The organism is Thioalkalivibrio sp. ALE17, from assembly GCF_000425605.1.
GTDB lineage: Bacteria > Pseudomonadota > Gammaproteobacteria > Ectothiorhodospirales > Ectothiorhodospiraceae > Thioalkalivibrio.
In genome coordinates this window covers 1-17782 of record NZ_AUDT01000019.1, presented here as the reverse complement: position 1 = coordinate 17782, position 17782 = coordinate 1, and the positions used below count along the sequence as shown (strand labels likewise).

Sequence of the window (17782 nt, the reverse complement as noted above, 5' to 3'; positions counted from 1 at the left end):
GTCTCAGAACATGCCGCCGGAAAAGGCGAACAGCATCGCCAGCAGCATGGCCGTGCGATCCACGTCGTTGATATGCACCCGGCCGTCCGCCATGGCCAGCTGGGTCTGCCAGTACCCGGCCTCGGCATCGCGGCGGAGCCAGCCGTCGGCCGCCAGCGCATGCAGCTGTGCATCCAGGTCGATATCGGGATAGGCGGCGTCGAATTCGGCCACCCATTCCAGCCCGAGACGCAGTTCGCTGTCCAGCCGCAGCGTCTCCAGCGGACGGGTGGCAAAGGTCTGTTGCGTGCCGTACAGCCCCAGTTCGGTATCCAGCGCGACCTGGCGCGGCGGCTCCTCGTTCAGCGATGCCTTGAGCTCGATCACCGGGCGGTGCTCGATCATCCCGCCGAGGGCGTCGATCATCGCCGCGCCGATCAGGGCATTGCGCTGCTCGCCCTCGATGCCACGCGCCTCGATCGATTCCAGTTCGCCAAGCAACTGCAGCAGACTGGGACGATCCCAGCGCAGGATGCCCGCCTGCAAGTCCAGGGCGCTCAGCGTCAGCGCATCGCCGGCGCCATCGTCCATGCGCGCCTGCTCGACCTGCAGGCGCAGGCGCGAGTCCATGCGGTCGTTGCTGGTCTGCTGGAAGGCATCCAGACGCGGGCGCTCGATCCGCAGCCGACTCACCTCACCCTCGCGCAGCTCCACCACGGACGCGGCCAGGCCGCCCTCGTAGTCCGGCAGGCGCCCGAAGACCCCGTCGGCGTCGGCCTCGAAGACGGTGGCATAGCGGGCGTCCTGCGCCTCCCAGGTGAAGGCGTCGTCCGACAGCCGCAGCTCCGGCAGATCCAGGCTCACCAGGATCTGCTCGGCCGACCAGGCGAACCGGCCCTGGCCGGCCGCCAGGTCCAGCCACAGCGGGCCACCCACGGTGGCGGCATGCTCGGCCACCTCGGGCACGCTCATCAGGTCCATGCGCAGGTCGTCGAACGCGACGCGCGTCGTCACGCCACCGCCGATCCCCGAGCGCGAATGCACCTGCAGATCCAGCGAGCGCAGCAGGTGCCCGAGCAGGGAATCGTCCGGCGCCGCCAGGGTGTCGAGATCCACGAACGAATCGCCGCGCGCCCCGAGCAGGCCGTGACGGATATCGTGCATCAGCGGGATCTCGAAGCGCCCGTCGGGGTCCTCGAGGATGAGCCGGCTGCGGCCGCTGGCGCCCAGGTAGTCGCGCTCGTATTCAAGCATCTCGTGGCGCAGCTGCACCTCGCCCAGCTGGGCCTCATGCGTTCCGGCAACGGTACCCTCCACCTGCTTGCCGACCACGACCGGCCACACAGCGGCCACCGCCAGCACGACCACGGCCAGAACCACCCACTTACGCATTGCGCCTCCCTGCGGCCGTGCCGCGCCGTAGCCTCGGTATGCGGCCGGGGCTATTCATCCAGAAATCCCACATCGCCCATCCCGTGACGGATCACCTCGGGCACATCGCCGGTCAGGTCCAGCACACTGGTCGCCTCCAGGGTCCCGGCCCCGCCATCGACCACCAGGTCCACCACCTTGCCCAGCCGATCCTCGATCTCCCAGGGTTCGCTCAGCGGGTTCTCGTCCCCGGGGAGCTGCAGGGTCGCCGACATCAGCGGTGATCCGAGCGCCGCCAGCAACGCCGACAGGATCGGACTAGCCGGCACACGCAGCCCGATGGTGCGCCGCTTGGGGTGTTGCAGGCGCCGCGGCACCTCGCGGGTGGCAGGCAGGATAAAGGTGTAGGGCCCCGGCGTAAGTGCCTTCATCAGGCGAAACGCGCTGTTGTCCACCTTCGCGTACACGCCCAGCTCGGAGAGATCGCGACACAGCAGGGTCAGATGATGGGTCTCGTCCACCTGGCGGATACGGCGGATCCGGTCCGCCCCGGTCTTGTCCCCCGGCAGGCAGGCCAGGGCATAGCAGGCATCCGTCGGCAGGGCAATCACGGCCCCGTCCTGGAGCCGGTCCAGGACCTGCCGGATCAGCCGGGGCTGGGGGTTTTCGGGGTGGATCGAGATCATGGATCGATTCGACGCGGGGATCGGCTGCGCAGTGTAGCGCATCCGCCGCCACGCCCATAAGAACGCGCACGGGCCGGCCACCCGCGGCCCGCCAGCGCGGAAAGGGGAAAACTGCGAACCCGGAGCGCGAGGCGCGGCCAGTGATCGGTTACGATGCACCCAAAATCAAGGAGAACACCCCATGCTGTACATGATCCAGGGCCAGGACGCCCCCGACTCGCTGGATGCCCGTCTCGCCGCGCGGCCCGAACACGTCGCCCGGCTGCAGGCCCTGCGCGACGATGGCCGGCTGGTCCTGGCCGGCCCCTGCCCCGCCATCGACAGCAACGACCCGGGCCTGGCCGGCTTCACCGGCAGCCTGATCGTCGCGGAATTCCCGTCCCTGGAAGCCGCCCGTACGTGGGCCGACGCCGACCCTTATGTGGCTGCCGGCGTGTATACCGCGGTCGACGTACGCCCGTTCAAGCAGGTGTTCTGATGCGACTTCGTCCCCTTGCCATCACGCTCGCCACCCTGGCCTTCGCCGGTGTGCTGGTCGCCTGCGACGCACAGGAGGCGCCCGCACCGGATGCCGAAACGGACGCGATCACCACCGATACCGACGACGTCGACACCGTCGCCCTCGTCAACGGCGAGCCCATCACCCGGGCCGACCTGTTTACCTACTCCGGCATGGACGAGGACCCGGGCCTGGCCGAGGGGGATGGCACGCTGGAAGAGCTGATCAGCCTGGAGCTGTTGCGCCAGGAGGCGGTCAACCGCGGCCTGGATACCGATGCCGAGACCCGGCGTATCCTGCGCATGGTAGAGACCAACCTGCTGGCCTCGCTTTTGATGGAACGCATCACCGCGGAGCTGGAGATCACCCGCGACGACCTCGAGGCGGAGTACGAACGCCAGGTTGAGCAGATGCGCGGCACCGAGTACCGCGCCCGCCATATCCTGGTCGAAGAGGAACAACAGGCCCGCGAACTCCTCGCGGAGCTGGACGACGGCGCGGACTTCGGCGAACTGGCGGAGGCCCATTCCATCGACCCCGGCTCGGCCGCCCGCGGCGGCGAACTGGGCTGGTTCTCTCCGGAACAGATGGTCCCCGCGTTCAGCGACGCCACCGTGGCCCTGGAACCCGGCACCACCACCGAGGAGCCGGTGGAGAGCCGCTTTGGCTGGCACCTCATCCGTCTGGAGGAGACCCGCGACACACCGGTCCCCGAATTCGAGGATGTGCGCGCCGAACTGGTCGAGATCCTCGAGAGCCGCGCCATCCAGGAATTCCTGGAGACGCTGCGCGCGGATGCCGACATCCAGATCCCGAACCGGCCCGCCAATCAGTAGTCGGGCAAGCCCCGGGCCTCAGTGCCCGTGGTGTCCGCCTTCGGCACCCATGCCGGGGGCGTCACCCTCCATCATGTGGCCACCCGAATGGCCGCCACTGGCACCCTCGCCACGCTGGACGCGGGCATGGATCTCCATGGTCTCGCCATCCGCGAGCTCCAGGATCACCGGGATCCAGTCGCCGGCCGTCAGCGGCTCGTGCAGCCCGATGAACATCAGGTGCAGGCCACCGGGCTCCAGCACCAGGGTCTCGCCCGCCGGGAGGTCCAGCCCATCGACCTGGCGCATGCGCATCACCCCGTCCACGTGGGCATGCTCGTGCAGTTCCACCACCTCGGAGATCGGCGCCTGCGCGGCGACGATCCGGAGGTCCTGTTCGCCATGGTTGCGCAGGACGAAGTAGCCGCCGGTCATGTCACCCGGCATCAGCCGAATCCAGGGCGTCCCCTCCATCTCGAGGCCCGCCCGGCACTCGCAGACCTCGGGCTCGTCGGCCAGCGCCGGTGCGACCGCGCCGCCCGCCAGAAGGGTGGTCGTCAGCAACACTGCCGGAAACAGCCTGGATCCTTTCATGACCTTTCACCTCATTTAAGCAAAACGTAATATTGACACACAAGGGAAACACTGATGAATGTGCACGCTCGCGTTGGCACCCCAGGTTTTCCGAGACCAGGCGCGTCGTGCAGCGGGTAGTGGTTCTACCTGCTAGCGGCGCAACGCAGGATCGGGGAACCTGGGGCGCCAACCCCGGAGGGGCTCGGCCTCTTTTGCGTGGGAACGGCGTTGCGGCTCCCTTGTGCAGAATGACTGCACGGCAGTCACCGCGCCTTGTTCGCACGCAAAAGCGACTCGAGCGCGAGCGTGTACATTCATCAGTGTTTCCCTGGGGACCGACCGCAACCGCGGGGGTTCCCCCACAAACCGCGGTGGTACGATAACGCCCGCGAAGGGAACCTCCGGCCCGCAGGTGCCTCCAAGCGACGGGCCGCACCCGCCCCACCGAACTGCCAAGCCACAAACGAGACGCCCATGCCGCGCGCCCTCCGCCGAGCCCTTCTTCCCGTCCTGATCCTCGCCGTCGCCGTGGTGGGCTTCATGGTCCTGCGCGCGACCGGGCCCGAGGCGCCGCCGCCGGAGGCCAGCGAGCGCACCTGGCCGGTACAGGGCGTGACCGTCGAGCCCGGGACGCACCGGCCGGGGGTGATCCTCAACGGGCGCAGCCGCTCCGCCCGCGATGCCCAGCTGCGCGCCGCGGTGGAGGGCGAGATCGAAGCCGTGCCGGCGCGCGCCGGCCAGCGCGTGGCCGCCGGCGACACGCTGGTGCAAATCGACCCGCGCGAGGCCCGGCTGCTGCTGGACCAGCGCGAGGCCGAGCGGCGCGAGCTGGAGGGCGCGGTCGAAAGCGAGGAGCTGCGCGCCCGCTTCGACCGCGAGGCCCTGCAACGCGAGCGCGAACTCCTGGCGATCGCCGAACGCGGGCTGGAGCGCGCCCGCGACCTGCGCGAGCGCAACCTCGGCTCGGAATCGGATCTCGATGCCGCCCGCGAGCGGCTGCAGCAGGCCAGCATCACCGTGGACAACCGCGAGCAGGCCGTGGCCGACGCCCCGATGCGCAGGGCCCAGGCCGAGGCCCGCCTGGCACGTGCCCGCGCCGCCGAGTCCCAGGCCGAGATCGACCTGGAACGCACGACCATTCGCGCGCCCTTCGACGCACGTATCGTGGAGGTCGACGCCGCCGCGGGCGAGCGCGCCCGACCGGGAGACCCGTTACTGCGACTGTTCGCGGTGGATGACCTGGAGATCCGCGCCAGCCTCCCGGAACACCTGATCGCCCGGGTCGAACGCCTGCTGCAGGGAGACACGCCCCTGCCCGCCCGCGCACAGGTCGCCGGCCACACGGTCGAGACCGAACTGGTTCGCCTGGAGGGCGAGACCCGTGCCGGCGACGCCGGGATGCGCGGGGTGTTCGAGGTGCGCTCCGGCGGCGAACAACTCCCGCTGAATCGTTTTGTCGAACTGCGCCTGCAACTGCCGGAGGAACCCGACAGCCTCGCGGTGCCATTCGAGTCCCTGTTCGGGCGTGACCGCGTGTTCCGAGTGGTGGACGGGCGCCTGGAGTCGCTGCAGGTCGAGCGCCTGGGCGATTTCATCGATGCGGACGGCAATACCCTCGCGCTGATCCGCAGTGACGCCATCGCCGCCGGCGACACCCTGATCGCCACACGCCTGCCGAATGCCGTGGATGGCCTGCGGGTCGAGGTGGAACAGCAGGATTCCGGTCGATGAGCGAAGCGGAACCCGGCAACTCGCCGGCATCCGGGCAGCCGATGCCCGGGGGCGGCGCGCAGGACCCTGACCGGCCCCCGCGCGGGCCGATCCAGCTGTTCCTGGAACACCGCCTCGCGGCCAATCTGCTGATCGCGCTGATGCTGCTGGCCGGGGCCTTTGCCCTGACCAAGCTCAACACCCAGTTCTTCCCCAACTTCGAGCTCGACTTCATCACCGTGGAGGTGCCCTGGACCGGGGCCAGCGCGGAGGATGTCGAGCGCGCCATCGTCGACCCGCTGGAGCAGGACCTGCGCACGGTGGACGGCCTGCGCAACATGACCTCCACCTCGGCACTGGGCATCGGCGTGGTGACCATGGAGTTCGAGGCCGGAACCGACATGACCCTGGCGCTGGAGCAGGTCAACGACCGCGTGAACCAGCAGCGCAACCTGCCGGAAGCGGCCGAGACCCCGGTGGTCACCCGTGTGATCCGCTACGAGCCGGTGGCACGGCTGCTGCTGACCGGCCCCGAAGACCCCCAGCAGCTACGCATCCTCGCGCGTCAGTTCGAGCGCGAGCTGCTGGATGCCGGCATCGCGCGCATCGAGTTCACCGGCCTGACCGAAGACGAGATGGCCGTCCAGGTGCCCTCGGCGACACTCTATCGCCTGGACATGACGCTGGCGGACATCGCCGAGCAGATCCGCGCGATGGCTCAGGACCTGCCGGCCGGCTCGGTGGGCCGCGACGACACCGCGCGCCAGATCCGCAGCCTGGAACAGGCCCGCGACATCGTCAGCTTCGAGCGGCTGGTCCTGCGCGGCGACGGCGAACTGGGACGCCTGACCCTGGGCGACATTGCCACCCTCGACCTGCGCCACCGCGACGGCCAGGTGCGCGCCCGCGCCAACGGCCAGCGCGCGATCGAGATGCAGCTGCTGCGCTCGGAGACGGGCGACTCACTGGAGGCCGCGCAGGTGCTGGAGGACTGGCTGGAAGAAACACGCCCCGCCCTGCCTCCGGGTGTCGATCTGCAGGTGACCGACGCCTTCTGGGAGCTGCTGTCCGAGCGCATCACCCTGCTGCTGAAGAACGGCCTGGGCGGCCTGCTGCTGGTGCTGGGGATCCTTTTCCTGTTCCTCAATCGGCATATCGCCCTGCGCGTGGCGCTGGGCATCCCGATCGCCTTTACCGCCGCGTTCGTGGTGCTGTGGGTGGTCGGCGGCTCCATCAACATGATCTCGCTGTTCGGCTTCATCATGTCGCTGGGGATCATCGTCGACAACGCGATCGTGGTCTCCGAGCACGCCTACAGCCTGCACCAGCGCGGGCTCTCGGCCAGCCGTGCCGCGCGCGACGGCGCCCGGCGCATGGTCGGGCCGGTGATCGCCGCCTCGCTGACCACGGTGGCGGCCTTCCTGCCGCTGATGCTGATCGGCGGCATCATCGGCAACATCCTGTTCGACATCCCGCTGGTGGTGATCTGCGTGATCGTCGCCACGCTCCTGATCGCCTTCCTGATCCTGCCCGCGCACCTGAAAGGCGTGATGCACCGACTCCAGCCGCCGCGCGCCGGCAGCCTGCGCGAGCGCTTCGACAACGGCTTCGAGACCTTCCGCAACGGCGCCTTCCGCCGCGCGGTGACCGTGTCGGTCAACCACTCGGGCACCACCCTGGCGCTGGCGGTCGGCGCGCTGATCCTCGCCATCGGCCTGGCGGCCAGCGGACGCATCGGCTTCACCTTCTTCCCGTCGCCCGAGGGCACCATCGTCAACGCCGGGGTCAACTTTGTCGCCGGCACACCGCCGGAGCGGGTCGAGGCCTTCCTGATCCACGTCGAGGAGGCCCTGGCCGAGACCGAGGAGGCCCTGGGCGGCGACCTGGTGCGCGCCTCCGTCACCCGGCTCGGCCGCGGCATCGATCCCGGCGACGGCAACGCCCCGCGCGGCGACCAGTTCGGCAACATCCAGGTGGAGCTGGTCTCTCCCGAACAGCGCGAAGTGCGTAACCGCGAGTTCATCCAGGCCTGGGAGGACCGCGTGCGCCAGGCCCCCGGGATCGAGAACTTCAGCATCGACGAACGCCAGACCGGGCCGCCCGGACGCGACCTGGAGGTGCGCCTGACCGGCGATGACCCGCACGTATTGAAGAACGCGGCACTGGAACTGGCGGATATCTTCGACGACTTTGCGGGCACCTTCGCGACCCAGGACGACACCCCGTTCGGTCGCGAACAACTGGTGTTCCAGGTCAAGCCGGAGGGTCGCGCCCTGGGCCTGACCACCGAATCGGTCGGCGCCCAGCTGCGCGATGCCTATGATGGCCACCTCGCCCAGCTCTACCAGGACGGGCTGGAAGAGGTGGAGGTGCGCGTGCGCCTGCCGGATGCCGAGCGCCATTCCAGCGAGAGCCTGGAGCGCCTGAATCTGCGCCTGCCCAGCGGCGAGTTCGTGCCGCTGGGCAGCGTGGTGGACCTGCGCTCGCGTCAGGGCTTCGAGACCCTGCGCCATGCCGACACCCGGCTGGCCATCCAGGTCTCCACCGAGGTCGACCGCAGCGTGAACAACGCCGCGCGCATCCGTGCGGCGCTGGAAGACGGCCCGCTGGACGACCTCGCGGCGCGCTACGGCATCGAATACTCGTTCGAGGGGCGCGCGGCCGACCAGGCCGAGACCTTCGCCGACATGCGCACGGGCCTGGTCCTGGCGCTGGGGCTGATGTACATCACCCTGGCCTGGGTGTTCGGGTCCTGGGGCTGGCCGTTGATCGTGATGGCGATCATCCCGTTCGGCATCCTCGGCGCCCTGCTGGGCCACTGGATCCTTAACGTGGAGCTGACCATCCTGTCGCTGTTCGGCCTGTTCGGCCTGACCGGGATCGTGGTCAACAACTCCATCATCCTGGTCAGCTTCTATCAGGGCCTGCGCGAGGCCGGACTGGCCCTGCAGGAGGCGATCGTCGAGGCCGCCTGCCAGCGCCTGCGCGCGGTGATCCTGACCTCGGTCACCACCATCGCCGGCCTGACTCCGCTGCTGTTCGAGCGCTCGGTCCAGGCCCAGTTCCTGATCCCGATGGCCATCTCCATCGTGTTCGGCCTGGCGGTTGCCACCGTGCTGGTACTGTTCGTAATCCCTGCCCTGCTGCGCCTCTACGAAGGCCGCTTCGACCGCGGCGCCACCCTTACCCACCACGCCACCGACTAACACGCTTCCGGCCCAATATTTTCACCACGAAGCACACGAAGGCACGAAGAAGGGCCAGGTCAAGGTCAAAGGCGGGTTGCACCACAGAGGACACGGAGGACACGGAGAAATGCGAGGGCGATCAAGAGAGGTTGCCAAACGCTGGTGCGAGAAGGACGGTGAGTGATCCAGTCTGGCCAGTGGCAGGGCATTCGTGCGTTTCTCTTGCCAACGGTTTCCTGCCGGGCCGAAGCCTTCTTTGATTTTCTCTGTGCTCTCAGTGTCCTCCGTGGTCCAATCGCCCTTCTTCGTGCCTTCGTGTGCTTCGTGGTGAATCAAACGGGCCTGGCGCGGCGGCGGTCGGCGAGGTGGACGGGGATGGAGGCGAGCAGCGCGGCGAGGAACAGGAACAGGCAGAACAGGATGGCATTGGCGAGCCCCAGCCAGACCTGCAGCAGCCCGATCCCGGCCAACCCGAAGATCGCGGCGGCACGCGCCGACAGGGCCCAGAATCCGAACCAGCGCCCGGCCTCACGCACCGGCACCATCATCCCGACCAGCGCGCGCCCGGCCGACTGCGCCGAGCCCAGGCACAGCCCGGCGACAATCCCCACGCCGAGGAACACGATCTGCGCCTCCACCGGCCGGCCCAGCAGTGCGCTCAGCCACTGCGCGATGGTCGTGGTGCCGAAGATCGCCAGCACCGCCAGCGCCCATAGCGCCAGGGTCAGCCGATAGATCCGCACCGGCCCGGCACGGTCCTGCAGGAAGCCGAAACCGATCGCGCCGATGATCGCGGTCACCTGGGTGATCACGAACATCGCGATGCGCACCGGCTCGTCCCACTGGATCACCTGCGAGCCGTAGATGAAGGTGAAGGAGATGATGATGTAGATCCCGGCCATCATGAAGAAGATGGACACATACAGCGCACGCAGCTCGCGGCGCTGCCCCAGCGTGACCAGCGCCTCGCGCACCCGCCGCCAGCCGAGCCCCAGCTGCATGCGCCGGTGCATGCGTCGGCGCGTGCCGCGCTCCTTCAGGAACAGGAAGGTCGGAATCGCCGAGATCAGGAAAAACACCGCGGCGAACGGCCCCACCCAGCGGATACGCTCGAAGTTCTCGGCGCTGACCTCGCCCAGCAGGCCCAGGGCAAAGGCGGTGGCGATCAGCCCGCCGATATAGCCCATGCCCCAGCCCAGCCCCGAGATCCAGCCGAGCTTCTCCGGCGGCCCGAGGCTCGGCAGGAAGCTGGCGATGAAGGATTCGCCGATCGCGTAGCCGAAGTTGGAGGCGATGATCAGCGCCATGCCGAACAGCACCAGCCCCGGCTCGACGAAATACAAAAGCCCCGTCGTCACCACCGTCAGGATCCACGAGGCCATCAGGAAGCGCTTGCGCGAGGCCGTTGCATCCATCACCGCCCCGGCGAACGGGGCCGCGATCACCACCATGGCGTAGCTGATCGCCAGCGCCAGGCTCCACAGCAGGTTGCCCAGGCGATAGTCCGGGGCATCCCCGACGATGATGCGGGTGAACAGATCGCCGAAGATCACCGTGATGATCAGCAGCGTGTAGGCCTGGTTGGCGAAGTCGAACATCGCCCAGCCGAAGATCTCGCGGCGCGGGGCGGGGGCGTCCTCGGGGTGGCGCCGAATCAGCGGCATGCAGGCATCCTGGTGGGCGTGACGGCCGCCATGCTAACGCAGCTCGGGGAAACACTGATCCATGCTGCCCTCAGCGATCCCGGATCACCAGCGCGTCGCCATCGCGCTCGACCGCGAAGTGTTCGAGGAAGCTGCGCCCCAGACGCGAGCGCGGCAGGTCGCCGTCCGGCAGCACGATCGCGCTTACCCCCGCACGCCGCAGCCCCCCCACCTGGAGCTGGTCGATGCGCACCCGCTGGCCATGCCGTGTGCCGCGCTCGTCACGAAAGCGCACCGAGCGCCCCTGGTCGGGATCAATCCCGACGCGCCCGGCATCCGAAGCGCGCAGCAGCACGGAGTCGGCCTGCGGGTCGACCACCAGGGTCACCGCCGTGCCGTTCAGGCCAGCAGTAACGGCGTGATCCCCCCGCGAATCGCGGTGCACCCGAACCGCTGCAGCCTCCCCCGCCGAGGGATCCGGGCGGGCCGGCGCGGGCCGCGGCTGCACCCGCAGCTCGCGCTGCTCGCCGCGATACTCCACCAGGGCCATCCCGGGGCCAGTGCGCAGGACCCGGACACCGCCCAGCCCGGTCTCGCCGGCGGCCACCACCGCCCGCTCGTCGCCCCGCGACAGCACCGCGCGGTCCCCGAACACCGCATGCAGGCGCAACTCCTCCGCGGGCAGCGGGGAGGGCCAGCCGAGCAGCAGCCACGCCAGCAGCAGCATCGCGGCGGATCCAGGCCACCGCTCGTGAAGAGAGCATCGAAACATGCCGCCGTTATAGCGCATCCGCCTGAACGAAACCGGAATACGTTGCGTGGCGGCGCGGGCCTCGCTGCCTGCTACCATCGGGACGTGCACATCGCCATGGAGCCACCGTGTCGCCATCTTCCACGCCCACCGAACCCAGCCCGAACCCTGCCCGACACATCGCCCTGCGCCATGCCTTCACCCTGACGCTGCTGGTGATCGGGCTGTGGCTGATGCACATGAACCTGCGGGTTCTGCCGGAGGCCGGCGTGGTGGCGCTGTGGATCGCTGTGACCCTGCTGATCGCCCATGGCGGCTTCCGCCGTCATCGGGTGCGGCGCGCGGCGTTCCTGCGCGGCTACCTGGAGCCCACCAGCCAGTGGCCCCGGCGGTTGCGCGGCGGCCCGCTGATGGCCCTGCGCCACCTGGTCATCGGTGCCCTGCTGGGCGGCCTGCTGCTGATCACCCTCGCGCGCATCCCGACGCAGGAGGTCTGGGCCGCGCTCCTCGTCGCCGGTTTCGTCCTGGTGACCGGCGAGGCCCTGTTCGCCCGACTGCTGCGCGGGCACGCCCATCCCCGGTTCGCCCCGGAGCTGGCCCGCCGCGGGGCCCTGCGCCTCACCGGACTCCTGCTGATCGTCGCCCTGCTGATCCTGGCCCTGCAGGCGCGCTATCCCGACCTGACCGGCGCCACACTGGAACAGGCGGTGTGGTTCCTGGTGCATCACGAGGCCGCGCGCAGTCACCTGCTGGAGGCCGGGCTGCAGCTCGCCGCGGCGCAGGACGGCCTGCGCCTGTGGCTGGGACAGCAGTGGTTCCCGCAGGGCGTGGAGTCCCTGCCGGCCCTGCTCGGGTGGCTGCTGGTGCTTGCGGAACAGGCCTTCCTCGCGGCCGGGTTCCTGCTGCTGGCCAACGGCCTGCTGCCGCTGCGACCGGCCACCGACACCCTGGGCGATCCGCGCAACGCGCCCGTGATCGAGTAGTCGGGTCCGGAGCCACCGACCCATGACCACGCCGGCAGCGCACACCACCTCCAGCTCAGCCCACGCCGGCCTGTGGCTCTGCATGACCCTGCTGGCGAGTCTCGCCCTGCTCTGGCTCGCCAGTCAGCACGAGCCGCGCGACTGGGACGCGGACGGCGCGCTGACCCTGCAACTCGGCGAGCAGCGCTACCAGCTCGACCACCAGCGCCTCACCGCGCTCGAGCGCTACACGCTGGAGTGGCTGGAGGCCGGCGACACCGCCGCCCGCGAGCACTGGCAGACCCGCGTGGACGCGGAACTCGAGGCCCGCTTCGCCGCCCTCCATGACCGTGTCCCCGAGGTCGTGGACGGGTACTACTCCCTCGGCGCGGAATACACCCGGCTGTGGCAACGCGGCGTCCGGTGGCTGGGCGACGCCGACCCGGATACCGGCGCCGGCATGCTGCGCGAACGCCTGCTGCCGGAAGCCCTCTGGGACGCGCCCCTGCAGGCACTCGCGACCCGCGTCGAATGGGGGCTGGACGAACAGCAGCGCCAGGTACGCGATGCCTGGCGCCTGGACCTGGCCGACCGCCTGGCGGATGCCCGCATCCCGAATCCGCCGCCCCGCGCCGCGAACCCCTCGAGCGTCGAGATCGAACGCGGCCACGCCCTGCATACGGCCCTGGACATCGACCTGGAGCGCTTCGATCAGCGCACCGGCCTGGCCGCCACGGCCGCCGCCGGCAGCGGCCTGGCCACGCCGCTGATCGCCCGCGCCGTGCAGGCCCGGCTGGCCGCCCGCGCCACCCAGGCGGGGCTGGCCCGCAGCCTGAGGCGCGCCGGACGCGCCGGGGCCCTGGGCGCCGGGGTCTGCGCCTGGAGCGGACCGTTCTCGCTGGGCTGCGGCATCACGGCCGCCGGGGCCACCATCATCGGTGTCGACTGGCTGCTGCTGCGACTCGACGAGGCCCGCCATCGCGAGGACCTGGAACAGGCCCTGCACGAGGCCCTGGACGCACTGGAGACCGAGACCCGCCAGGCGCTGCAGCAGGCAATCGCCGAGCGCGTGGAGGCCCGCCACGCGGCCAGTCGTGCCTCCGTCGAGAACACCTTCCGCCCCTGGCGCCGACCAGAACCAGCGTCGGGGGTTGCGTCCGGAGATGGCCACGGCCCCTCCGGGGCCTCGCCATGACGGGAAAACGAGCACCGTCATCGCGAGGAGCGCAGCGACGTGGCGATCTCCGCGGGTGGCCCCGGCGTCGGCCTGGGCAGACGTCGGGGGTTTCGTCCGGAGGTTGCCACGGCCCCTGGCGGGGCCTCGCAATGACGGGGGCAAGGAGCACCGTCATCGCGAGCGCCGCAGGCGCGTGGCGACCTCCGTGGACACCCCGGCGCCGTCCAGCGGGGACATTACGGGGCCTGCAGCTTCTCGGCAGTCGCGCACGCCTGCGTTACACTCCGCGCACCGTTTTCCCGCGCCCGCGTAGCTCAACATGAACACGATCCCCACCCGCCACAAGACCGTCCCCGTCCGCGTCGGCAACGTCACCGTCGGTGGCGATTCTCCGGTGATGGTGCAGTCGATGACCAACACCGACACCGCCGATGCCCTGCGCACCGCCGTGCAGGTGGCGGAGCTGGCGCGCGCCGGCTCCGAGGTCGTGCGCATTACGGTGAACTCCGAGGACGCGGCAAAGGCGGTGCCGGAGATCCGCGAACGCCTGGAGGCCATGGGGCTGGAGGTGCCGCTGGTCGGGGACTTCCACTTCAATGGGCACAAGCTGCTGACCAAGTACCCGGAGTGTGCCGAGGCGCTGGCCAAGCTGCGCATCAATCCCGGGAATGTCGGCCGCGGCTCGAAGCGCGACGCCCAGTACGCCGCGATGATCGAGACCGCGATCCGCTTTGAGAAGCCGGTGCGCATTGGCGTGAACTGGGGCAGCCTGGACCAGGCCCTGCTCGCGCGGATGATGGACGAGAACAGCCAGCGCGCCGAGCCGGCCGCGCCCGAGGCGGTGATGCAGGAGGCGCTGATCGCCTCGGCGCTGGAGAGCGCCGCCGAGGCCGAACGCATCGGCCTGCCGCATGACCGCATCATCCTCTCGGCCAAGGTCAGTGGTGTGCAGCCGCTGATCAGCGTCTACCAGGACCTGGCCGCGCGCTGCGACTACCCGCTGCACCTCGGGCTGACCGAGGCCGGCATGGGTGCGAAGGGCATCGTCGCCTCCACCGCCGCCCTGGCCGTGCTGCTGCAGCAGGGCATCGGCGACACCATCCGCATCTCGCTGACCCCGGAGCCCGGCGGCGACCGCACCCAGGAGGTCCTGGTCGCCCAGGAGATCCTGCAGAGCATGGGGCTGCGCAGCTTCCTGCCGTCGGTGGTCGCCTGCCCCGGCTGCGGCCGCACCTCCAGCGAGTATTTCCAGCACCTGGCGCAGGACATCCAGTCCTACATCCGCCACCAGATGCCCACCTGGAAGCAGCAGTACCCGGGTGTGGAGAAGATGACCGTCGCGGTGATGGGCTGTGTCGTCAACGGCCCCGGCGAGAGCAAGCACGCCAATATCGGCATCTCCCTGCCCGGCACCGGCGAACAGCCGGTGGCCCCGGTGTACGAGGACGGCGAGAAGACCGTGACGCTCAAGGGCGAACGCATCGCCGAAGAATTCCAGGCCCGCGTCGAGGCCTACATCGAACGCCGCTACGGCTAGAAAAATCCATAATCACCACGAAGCACACGAAGGCACGAAGAAAAGCGATCGCACCACAGAGGGCACGGAGAACACAGAGAAATCCAAAGAAGGTTTGGATGGGGCTCAAACCCGCCGAGCACAGCGAAACGGTTCAACCCCCCTATCGACCTTTCTCCGTGCACTCTGTGGTGCAAAAGCCCTTGACCTTGATCTCCTTCGTGCCTTCGTGTGCTTCGTGGTGAAAAACCAACCTGCGCCGGACCGACGCGGGCGGTGGGTCAGAAGTTGTAGGTGTAGCCGCCGACCAGCAGGTCCTGAGCGCCGCTCTCGTCGCGCGAGGCGTAGGTCAGCGAGAAGGTGCCGAAGTCGGTCGCGTGCGCCGCGCCGAGCTCCCAGAACTTCGCGCCGTTGTCATCGGCAGGATCGTCATAGCCCAGTCCGCCGAAGAGCTCGGTACGCGGAGCCACCTCGTGCCCGGCCCCGACGAACCAGACGCGGCTGCCCTCGGCATCGCGATCATCGGCGTGCGCGACATACGCCACCTCGGCGAACAGCGGCCCCCAGTCGGCGCCCAGGAACAGCTCGCCCTCGTCTTCGTCATCCAGGCTGGAGTAGTGGAAGTACTCGTAGCCAAACTCGATGCCGACTGGGCCGGCATCGAAACCGTAGCCGACGAACGGGGCGATCTCGCTGCCGCGGCCACTGCCAAGAGTGGAGGCCTGCACGCCGGTAAACACGCCGGTGGGGAAGCCCAGCTCGAAGCCGCCCTGCACCACCGGGTCGTTGTCGGACTTGGACGCACCATCATCGATGTAGTCGGTGAACACGCCGATGTTGAATTCGGCCTCGGCGCCCTGGATGGCCGGGATGCCGAAGGCGAAGACCCCGGCCACGGTGGCGGCCAGCACGCCGCGCTGGAAGTTGCGATGGTTCATGTCGATTCCTCTTCTATCAAACGTTCTTTGCAGCCGTATTGCCGGATTCTGTCTCCGGCAACACGGTTCGGGTTCCCCGGCATTCAGGCCGGCATGTGCGCGCTCAGCAGCCAGGCGGCCATGCCGAAGTACACAGCCAGGCCGGTGAAATCCTTGATGGTGGTGATGAACGGGTCCGCCCCCGGCGCATGGTCCACCCCGATCTTCAACAGGACCCACGGCAGCAGGAAGCCCAGGATCGAGGCGGTGAACACCGAGAAGAACAGCGCCGTGCCAACCACGAAACCCAGCTGCGGGATGTCATTCGGCGCACCCTGCCAGAAGTAGGCGATCGTCCCGGCGAGCACCGCCATGATTACCCCCATGGCCAGGCCCACGCCCCCCTCGCGCACCAGATGGTTGCGGAAGAAGCGACCCAGGTTGATATGCCCCAGGGCAAGCCCGCGGGCGAAGATCGTGGTCGACTGCGTGCCGACGTTGCCGCCCATGTCCATCACCAGCGGGATGAAGATGGCCAGCGCGACCACCGCCGCCAGGGTGTCCTCGAAGAAGTCGATCACCCCGCCCACGGCCAAGCCGCCGGCCAGCGTCACCATCAGGAAGGCCATGCGCACCTTGACCGCATAGCCAATTCCGCCGGAGGTCAGCTTCTCCGAGCGCACGACATCCTTGTGATGCAGCAGATCACCGATCCCCGCCTTCTTGTAGAAGTCCTCCGAGGTGTCCTCCTCGAGAACATCCATTGCATCGTCAATGCGCAGCACACCCACCAGCACGCCATCGGCATCCACCACCGGCAGGTACGGCAGATCCGTGCGCTGCAGCAGGCGAGCGGCCTCCACCTTGTCACCGTCGGGCGTGGTGCAGAAGTCCTCCAGCTCGATCAGCTCGCCGACCGCCTGGTCGGGCTCCGCGCGGAACATGCGGCCCAGGCGCACCAGTCCCTTGTAGTGATGGTCGCGATCGGTAATCAGCAGCGCCGCCCCGACATCGTCCGGCATGTTGCGATCCCCACGCAGGCGGGCAGTGACCTCGGCAACGGTCTCTTCCGGGGTCACCCAGAACACCGGGCGCCGCATCACGCGGGCCACGGTGTCCTCGTCCTGCCGCCACAGGGCACGCACCTTGTCGCGCTTGGCCCCGGGCAGGGCATTCAGGAGATCGTCCGCCAGGGCCTTGCCCACCAGCGTCAAAGACCGCGCCAGCGTGTAAGCCGGCAGGGCCTGGACCAGCTCACGCGCCTCCGGCTCGGGCATGTGTTCGAACAGGATCGCCTGCTCTTCATCGTCCATCGCCAGGAAGATGGCGCGGCGCTCGTTGGTATCCACGCCCTCCAGAATCACCCAGCGCGAACGCGGGTCCAGCTCGGACAGGCGATTGGCGGTGATAGCCGGCACCGGATGGATCATCTCGTCGCGGGCAGCGCCCACGTCGCCGGCATGAATCATTTCCAGGATCTTGTCGTTCATTGCAATGCTCCTTGTGCTTAAAAAATAAAAAACGCACGCGGGGCATCACAAAAGACAAAAGAATCCCGTGACCGCTGGTGGCGGTCTTTTACAAACCCCCCATCAGCGAGCCGAACACACTTTTACTTTGCTCACTGCCCCGCAGTGAATTTCCGGGCTAGATGTGGAGTCTCACAAGGTTGTCCTCAGGTAGACCGAGGACGCTGATGGGTGGCTGCTTGTTCAGGCTACCGTGTGGGCGGTGCCAGTTGTAGTCGTGGATCCATCGGGGCAGATGGCGTTTGCGCTCCTCTGACGTGGCGTAGGTGAAGGCGTAGGCCCACTCGCGCAGGGCGGTCTGGATAAAGCGCTCGGCCTTGCCATTGGTTCGCGGCGTGTAGGGCCGGGTGCGGCGATGGCGGATGCCCAGTCGGCGGCAGGCCTGGCTGAACGCCCGGGCGTGGTAGCAGGGTCCGTTGTCGGTCAGGACCCGTCGGATGGTGATCCCCAGGGTGGCGTAGTA

At 68.8% G+C, this 17782-nt stretch carries 15 protein-coding genes; 7 read left to right on the top strand and 8 right to left on the bottom strand.

The features are described 5' to 3' along the window. Positions 1-3 precede the first annotated feature (3 nt). Together H609_RS0110250 and H609_RS0110245 are read right to left on the bottom strand one after the other, a co-directional pair. Complete coding sequence (locus H609_RS0110250; protein WP_028484909.1) at positions 4-1371, bottom strand: DUF945 family protein; 1368 nt, start codon at positions 1369-1371, stop codon at positions 4-6. 50 nt (positions 1372-1421) lie between these two features. Beyond that, entirely contained in the window at positions 1422-2036 is a 615-nt protein-coding gene (locus tag H609_RS0110245; protein WP_028484908.1) for an L-threonylcarbamoyladenylate synthase, read from the bottom strand. A 181-nt stretch (positions 2037-2217) separates the two neighbouring features. Here H609_RS0110245 and H609_RS0110240 point away from each other — a divergent pair, with 181 nt between their 5' ends. Continuing rightward, positions 2218-2514 (top strand): YciI family protein, encoded by a 297-nt coding sequence (locus H609_RS0110240; RefSeq protein WP_028484907.1) that lies wholly within the window; start codon positions 2218-2220, stop codon positions 2512-2514. After that, the gene (locus H609_RS0110235; RefSeq protein WP_028484906.1) at positions 2514-3371 is read left to right on the top strand and encodes a peptidylprolyl isomerase; all 858 of its coding nucleotides are present in this window, start codon (positions 2514-2516) and stop codon (positions 3369-3371) included. The genes H609_RS0110240 and H609_RS0110235 overlap by 1 nt, the downstream gene beginning before the upstream one ends. Positions 3372-3389: 18 nt before the next feature. Here H609_RS0110235 and H609_RS0110230 read toward each other — a convergent pair whose 3' ends face one another. Further along, the gene (locus H609_RS0110230) at positions 3390-3944 is read right to left on the bottom strand and encodes a copper chaperone PCu(A)C (RefSeq protein ID WP_028484905.1); all 555 of its coding nucleotides are present in this window, start codon (positions 3942-3944) and stop codon (positions 3390-3392) included. Positions 3945-4400: 456 nt separating this feature from the next. On the opposite strand from H609_RS0110230, the gene H609_RS0110225 reads away from it, so the two are divergent. Both H609_RS0110225 and H609_RS0110220 read left to right on the top strand, forming a co-directional pair. Continuing rightward, positions 4401-5657: an efflux RND transporter periplasmic adaptor subunit gene (locus H609_RS0110225; protein ID WP_028484904.1), complete on the top strand. Its 1257-nt coding sequence runs from the start codon at positions 4401-4403 to the stop codon at positions 5655-5657. Continuing rightward, a complete protein-coding gene (locus H609_RS0110220) occupies positions 5654-8842 on the top strand; it encodes an efflux RND transporter permease subunit (protein ID WP_028484903.1) in 3189 nt (1062 codons plus the stop codon). Before H609_RS0110225 ends, H609_RS0110220 begins: the two co-directional genes overlap by 4 nt. A gap of 314 nt (positions 8843-9156) precedes the next feature. Here the strand turns inward: H609_RS0110220 and H609_RS0110215 are convergent, their stop codons facing one another. Together H609_RS0110215 and H609_RS0110210 are read right to left on the bottom strand one after the other, a co-directional pair. Further along, entirely contained in the window at positions 9157-10488 is a 1332-nt protein-coding gene (locus H609_RS0110215; RefSeq protein ID WP_028484902.1) for an MFS transporter, read from the bottom strand. 70 nt (positions 10489-10558) lie between these two features. Next, complete coding sequence (locus tag H609_RS0110210; RefSeq protein ID WP_038036251.1) at positions 10559-11194, bottom strand: TIGR02281 family clan AA aspartic protease; 636 nt, start codon at positions 11192-11194, stop codon at positions 10559-10561. Between the two features lie 152 nt (positions 11195-11346). Between H609_RS0110210 and H609_RS0110205 the strand changes: the two genes are divergently transcribed. The 3 genes from H609_RS0110205 (at position 11347) to ispG (ending at position 14894) form a co-directional block, all read left to right on the top strand. Continuing rightward, positions 11347-12201, top strand: a complete 855-nt coding sequence (locus H609_RS0110205) for a hypothetical protein (protein WP_028484900.1) — start codon at positions 11347-11349, stop codon at positions 12199-12201. Between the two features lie 22 nt (positions 12202-12223). Beyond that, positions 12224-13375, top strand: a complete 1152-nt coding sequence (locus tag H609_RS0110200; protein ID WP_028484899.1) for a hypothetical protein — start codon at positions 12224-12226, stop codon at positions 13373-13375. A 301-nt stretch (positions 13376-13676) separates the two neighbouring features. Beyond that, positions 13677-14894, top strand: a complete 1218-nt coding sequence (gene ispG / locus H609_RS0110195; RefSeq protein WP_028484898.1) for a flavodoxin-dependent (E)-4-hydroxy-3-methylbut-2-enyl-diphosphate synthase — start codon at positions 13677-13679, stop codon at positions 14892-14894. A 260-nt stretch (positions 14895-15154) separates the two neighbouring features. On the opposite strand, the gene H609_RS0110190 is transcribed toward ispG, so the two are convergent. The 3 genes from H609_RS0110190 to H609_RS13415 form a co-directional block, all read right to left on the bottom strand. Continuing rightward, positions 15155-15811, bottom strand: coding sequence for a TorF family putative porin (locus H609_RS0110190; RefSeq protein ID WP_028484897.1), 657 nt, complete (start codon positions 15809-15811; stop codon positions 15155-15157). 83 nt (positions 15812-15894) lie between these two features. Further along, positions 15895-17280: a magnesium transporter gene (mgtE, locus tag H609_RS0110185; protein WP_028484896.1), complete on the bottom strand. Its 1386-nt coding sequence runs from the start codon at positions 17278-17280 to the stop codon at positions 15895-15897. Positions 17281-17437: 157 nt separating this feature from the next. Continuing rightward, positions 17438-17782, bottom strand: a 345-nt coding sequence (locus H609_RS13415) for an integrase core domain-containing protein (protein WP_038036249.1), incomplete at its 5' end; no start/stop codon positions are given.

Excerpts from the sequence above, each read along its gene's own strand:
- H609_RS0110250 (WP_028484909.1), bottom strand. The coding sequence starts at position 1,371 with ATGCGTAAGTGGGTGGTTCTGGCCGTGGTCGTGCTGGCGGTGGCCGCT.
- H609_RS0110245 (WP_028484908.1), bottom strand. The coding sequence starts at position 2,036 with ATGATCTCGATCCACCCCGAAAACCCCCAGCCCCGGCTGATCCGGCAG.
- H609_RS0110240 (WP_028484907.1), top strand. The coding sequence starts at position 2,218 with ATGCTGTACATGATCCAGGGCCAGGACGCCCCCGACTCGCTGGATGCC.
- H609_RS0110235 (WP_028484906.1), top strand. The coding sequence starts at position 2,514 with ATGCGACTTCGTCCCCTTGCCATCACGCTCGCCACCCTGGCCTTCGCC.
- H609_RS0110230 (WP_028484905.1), bottom strand. The coding sequence starts at position 3,944 with ATGAAAGGATCCAGGCTGTTTCCGGCAGTGTTGCTGACGACCACCCTT.
- H609_RS0110225 (WP_028484904.1), top strand. The coding sequence starts at position 4,401 with ATGCCGCGCGCCCTCCGCCGAGCCCTTCTTCCCGTCCTGATCCTCGCC.
- H609_RS0110220 (WP_028484903.1), top strand. The coding sequence starts at position 5,654 with ATGAGCGAAGCGGAACCCGGCAACTCGCCGGCATCCGGGCAGCCGATG.
- H609_RS0110215 (WP_028484902.1), bottom strand. The coding sequence starts at position 10,488 with ATGCCGCTGATTCGGCGCCACCCCGAGGACGCCCCCGCCCCGCGCCGC.
- H609_RS0110210 (WP_038036251.1), bottom strand. The coding sequence starts at position 11,194 with ATGCTGCTGCTGGCGTGGCTGCTGCTCGGCTGGCCCTCCCCGCTGCCC.
- H609_RS0110200 (WP_028484899.1), top strand. The coding sequence starts at position 12,224 with ATGACCACGCCGGCAGCGCACACCACCTCCAGCTCAGCCCACGCCGGC.
- ispG (WP_028484898.1), top strand. The coding sequence starts at position 13,677 with ATGAACACGATCCCCACCCGCCACAAGACCGTCCCCGTCCGCGTCGGC.
- H609_RS0110190 (WP_028484897.1), bottom strand. The coding sequence starts at position 15,811 with ATGAACCATCGCAACTTCCAGCGCGGCGTGCTGGCCGCCACCGTGGCC.
- mgtE (WP_028484896.1), bottom strand. The coding sequence starts at position 17,280 with ATGAACGACAAGATCCTGGAAATGATTCATGCCGGCGACGTGGGCGCT.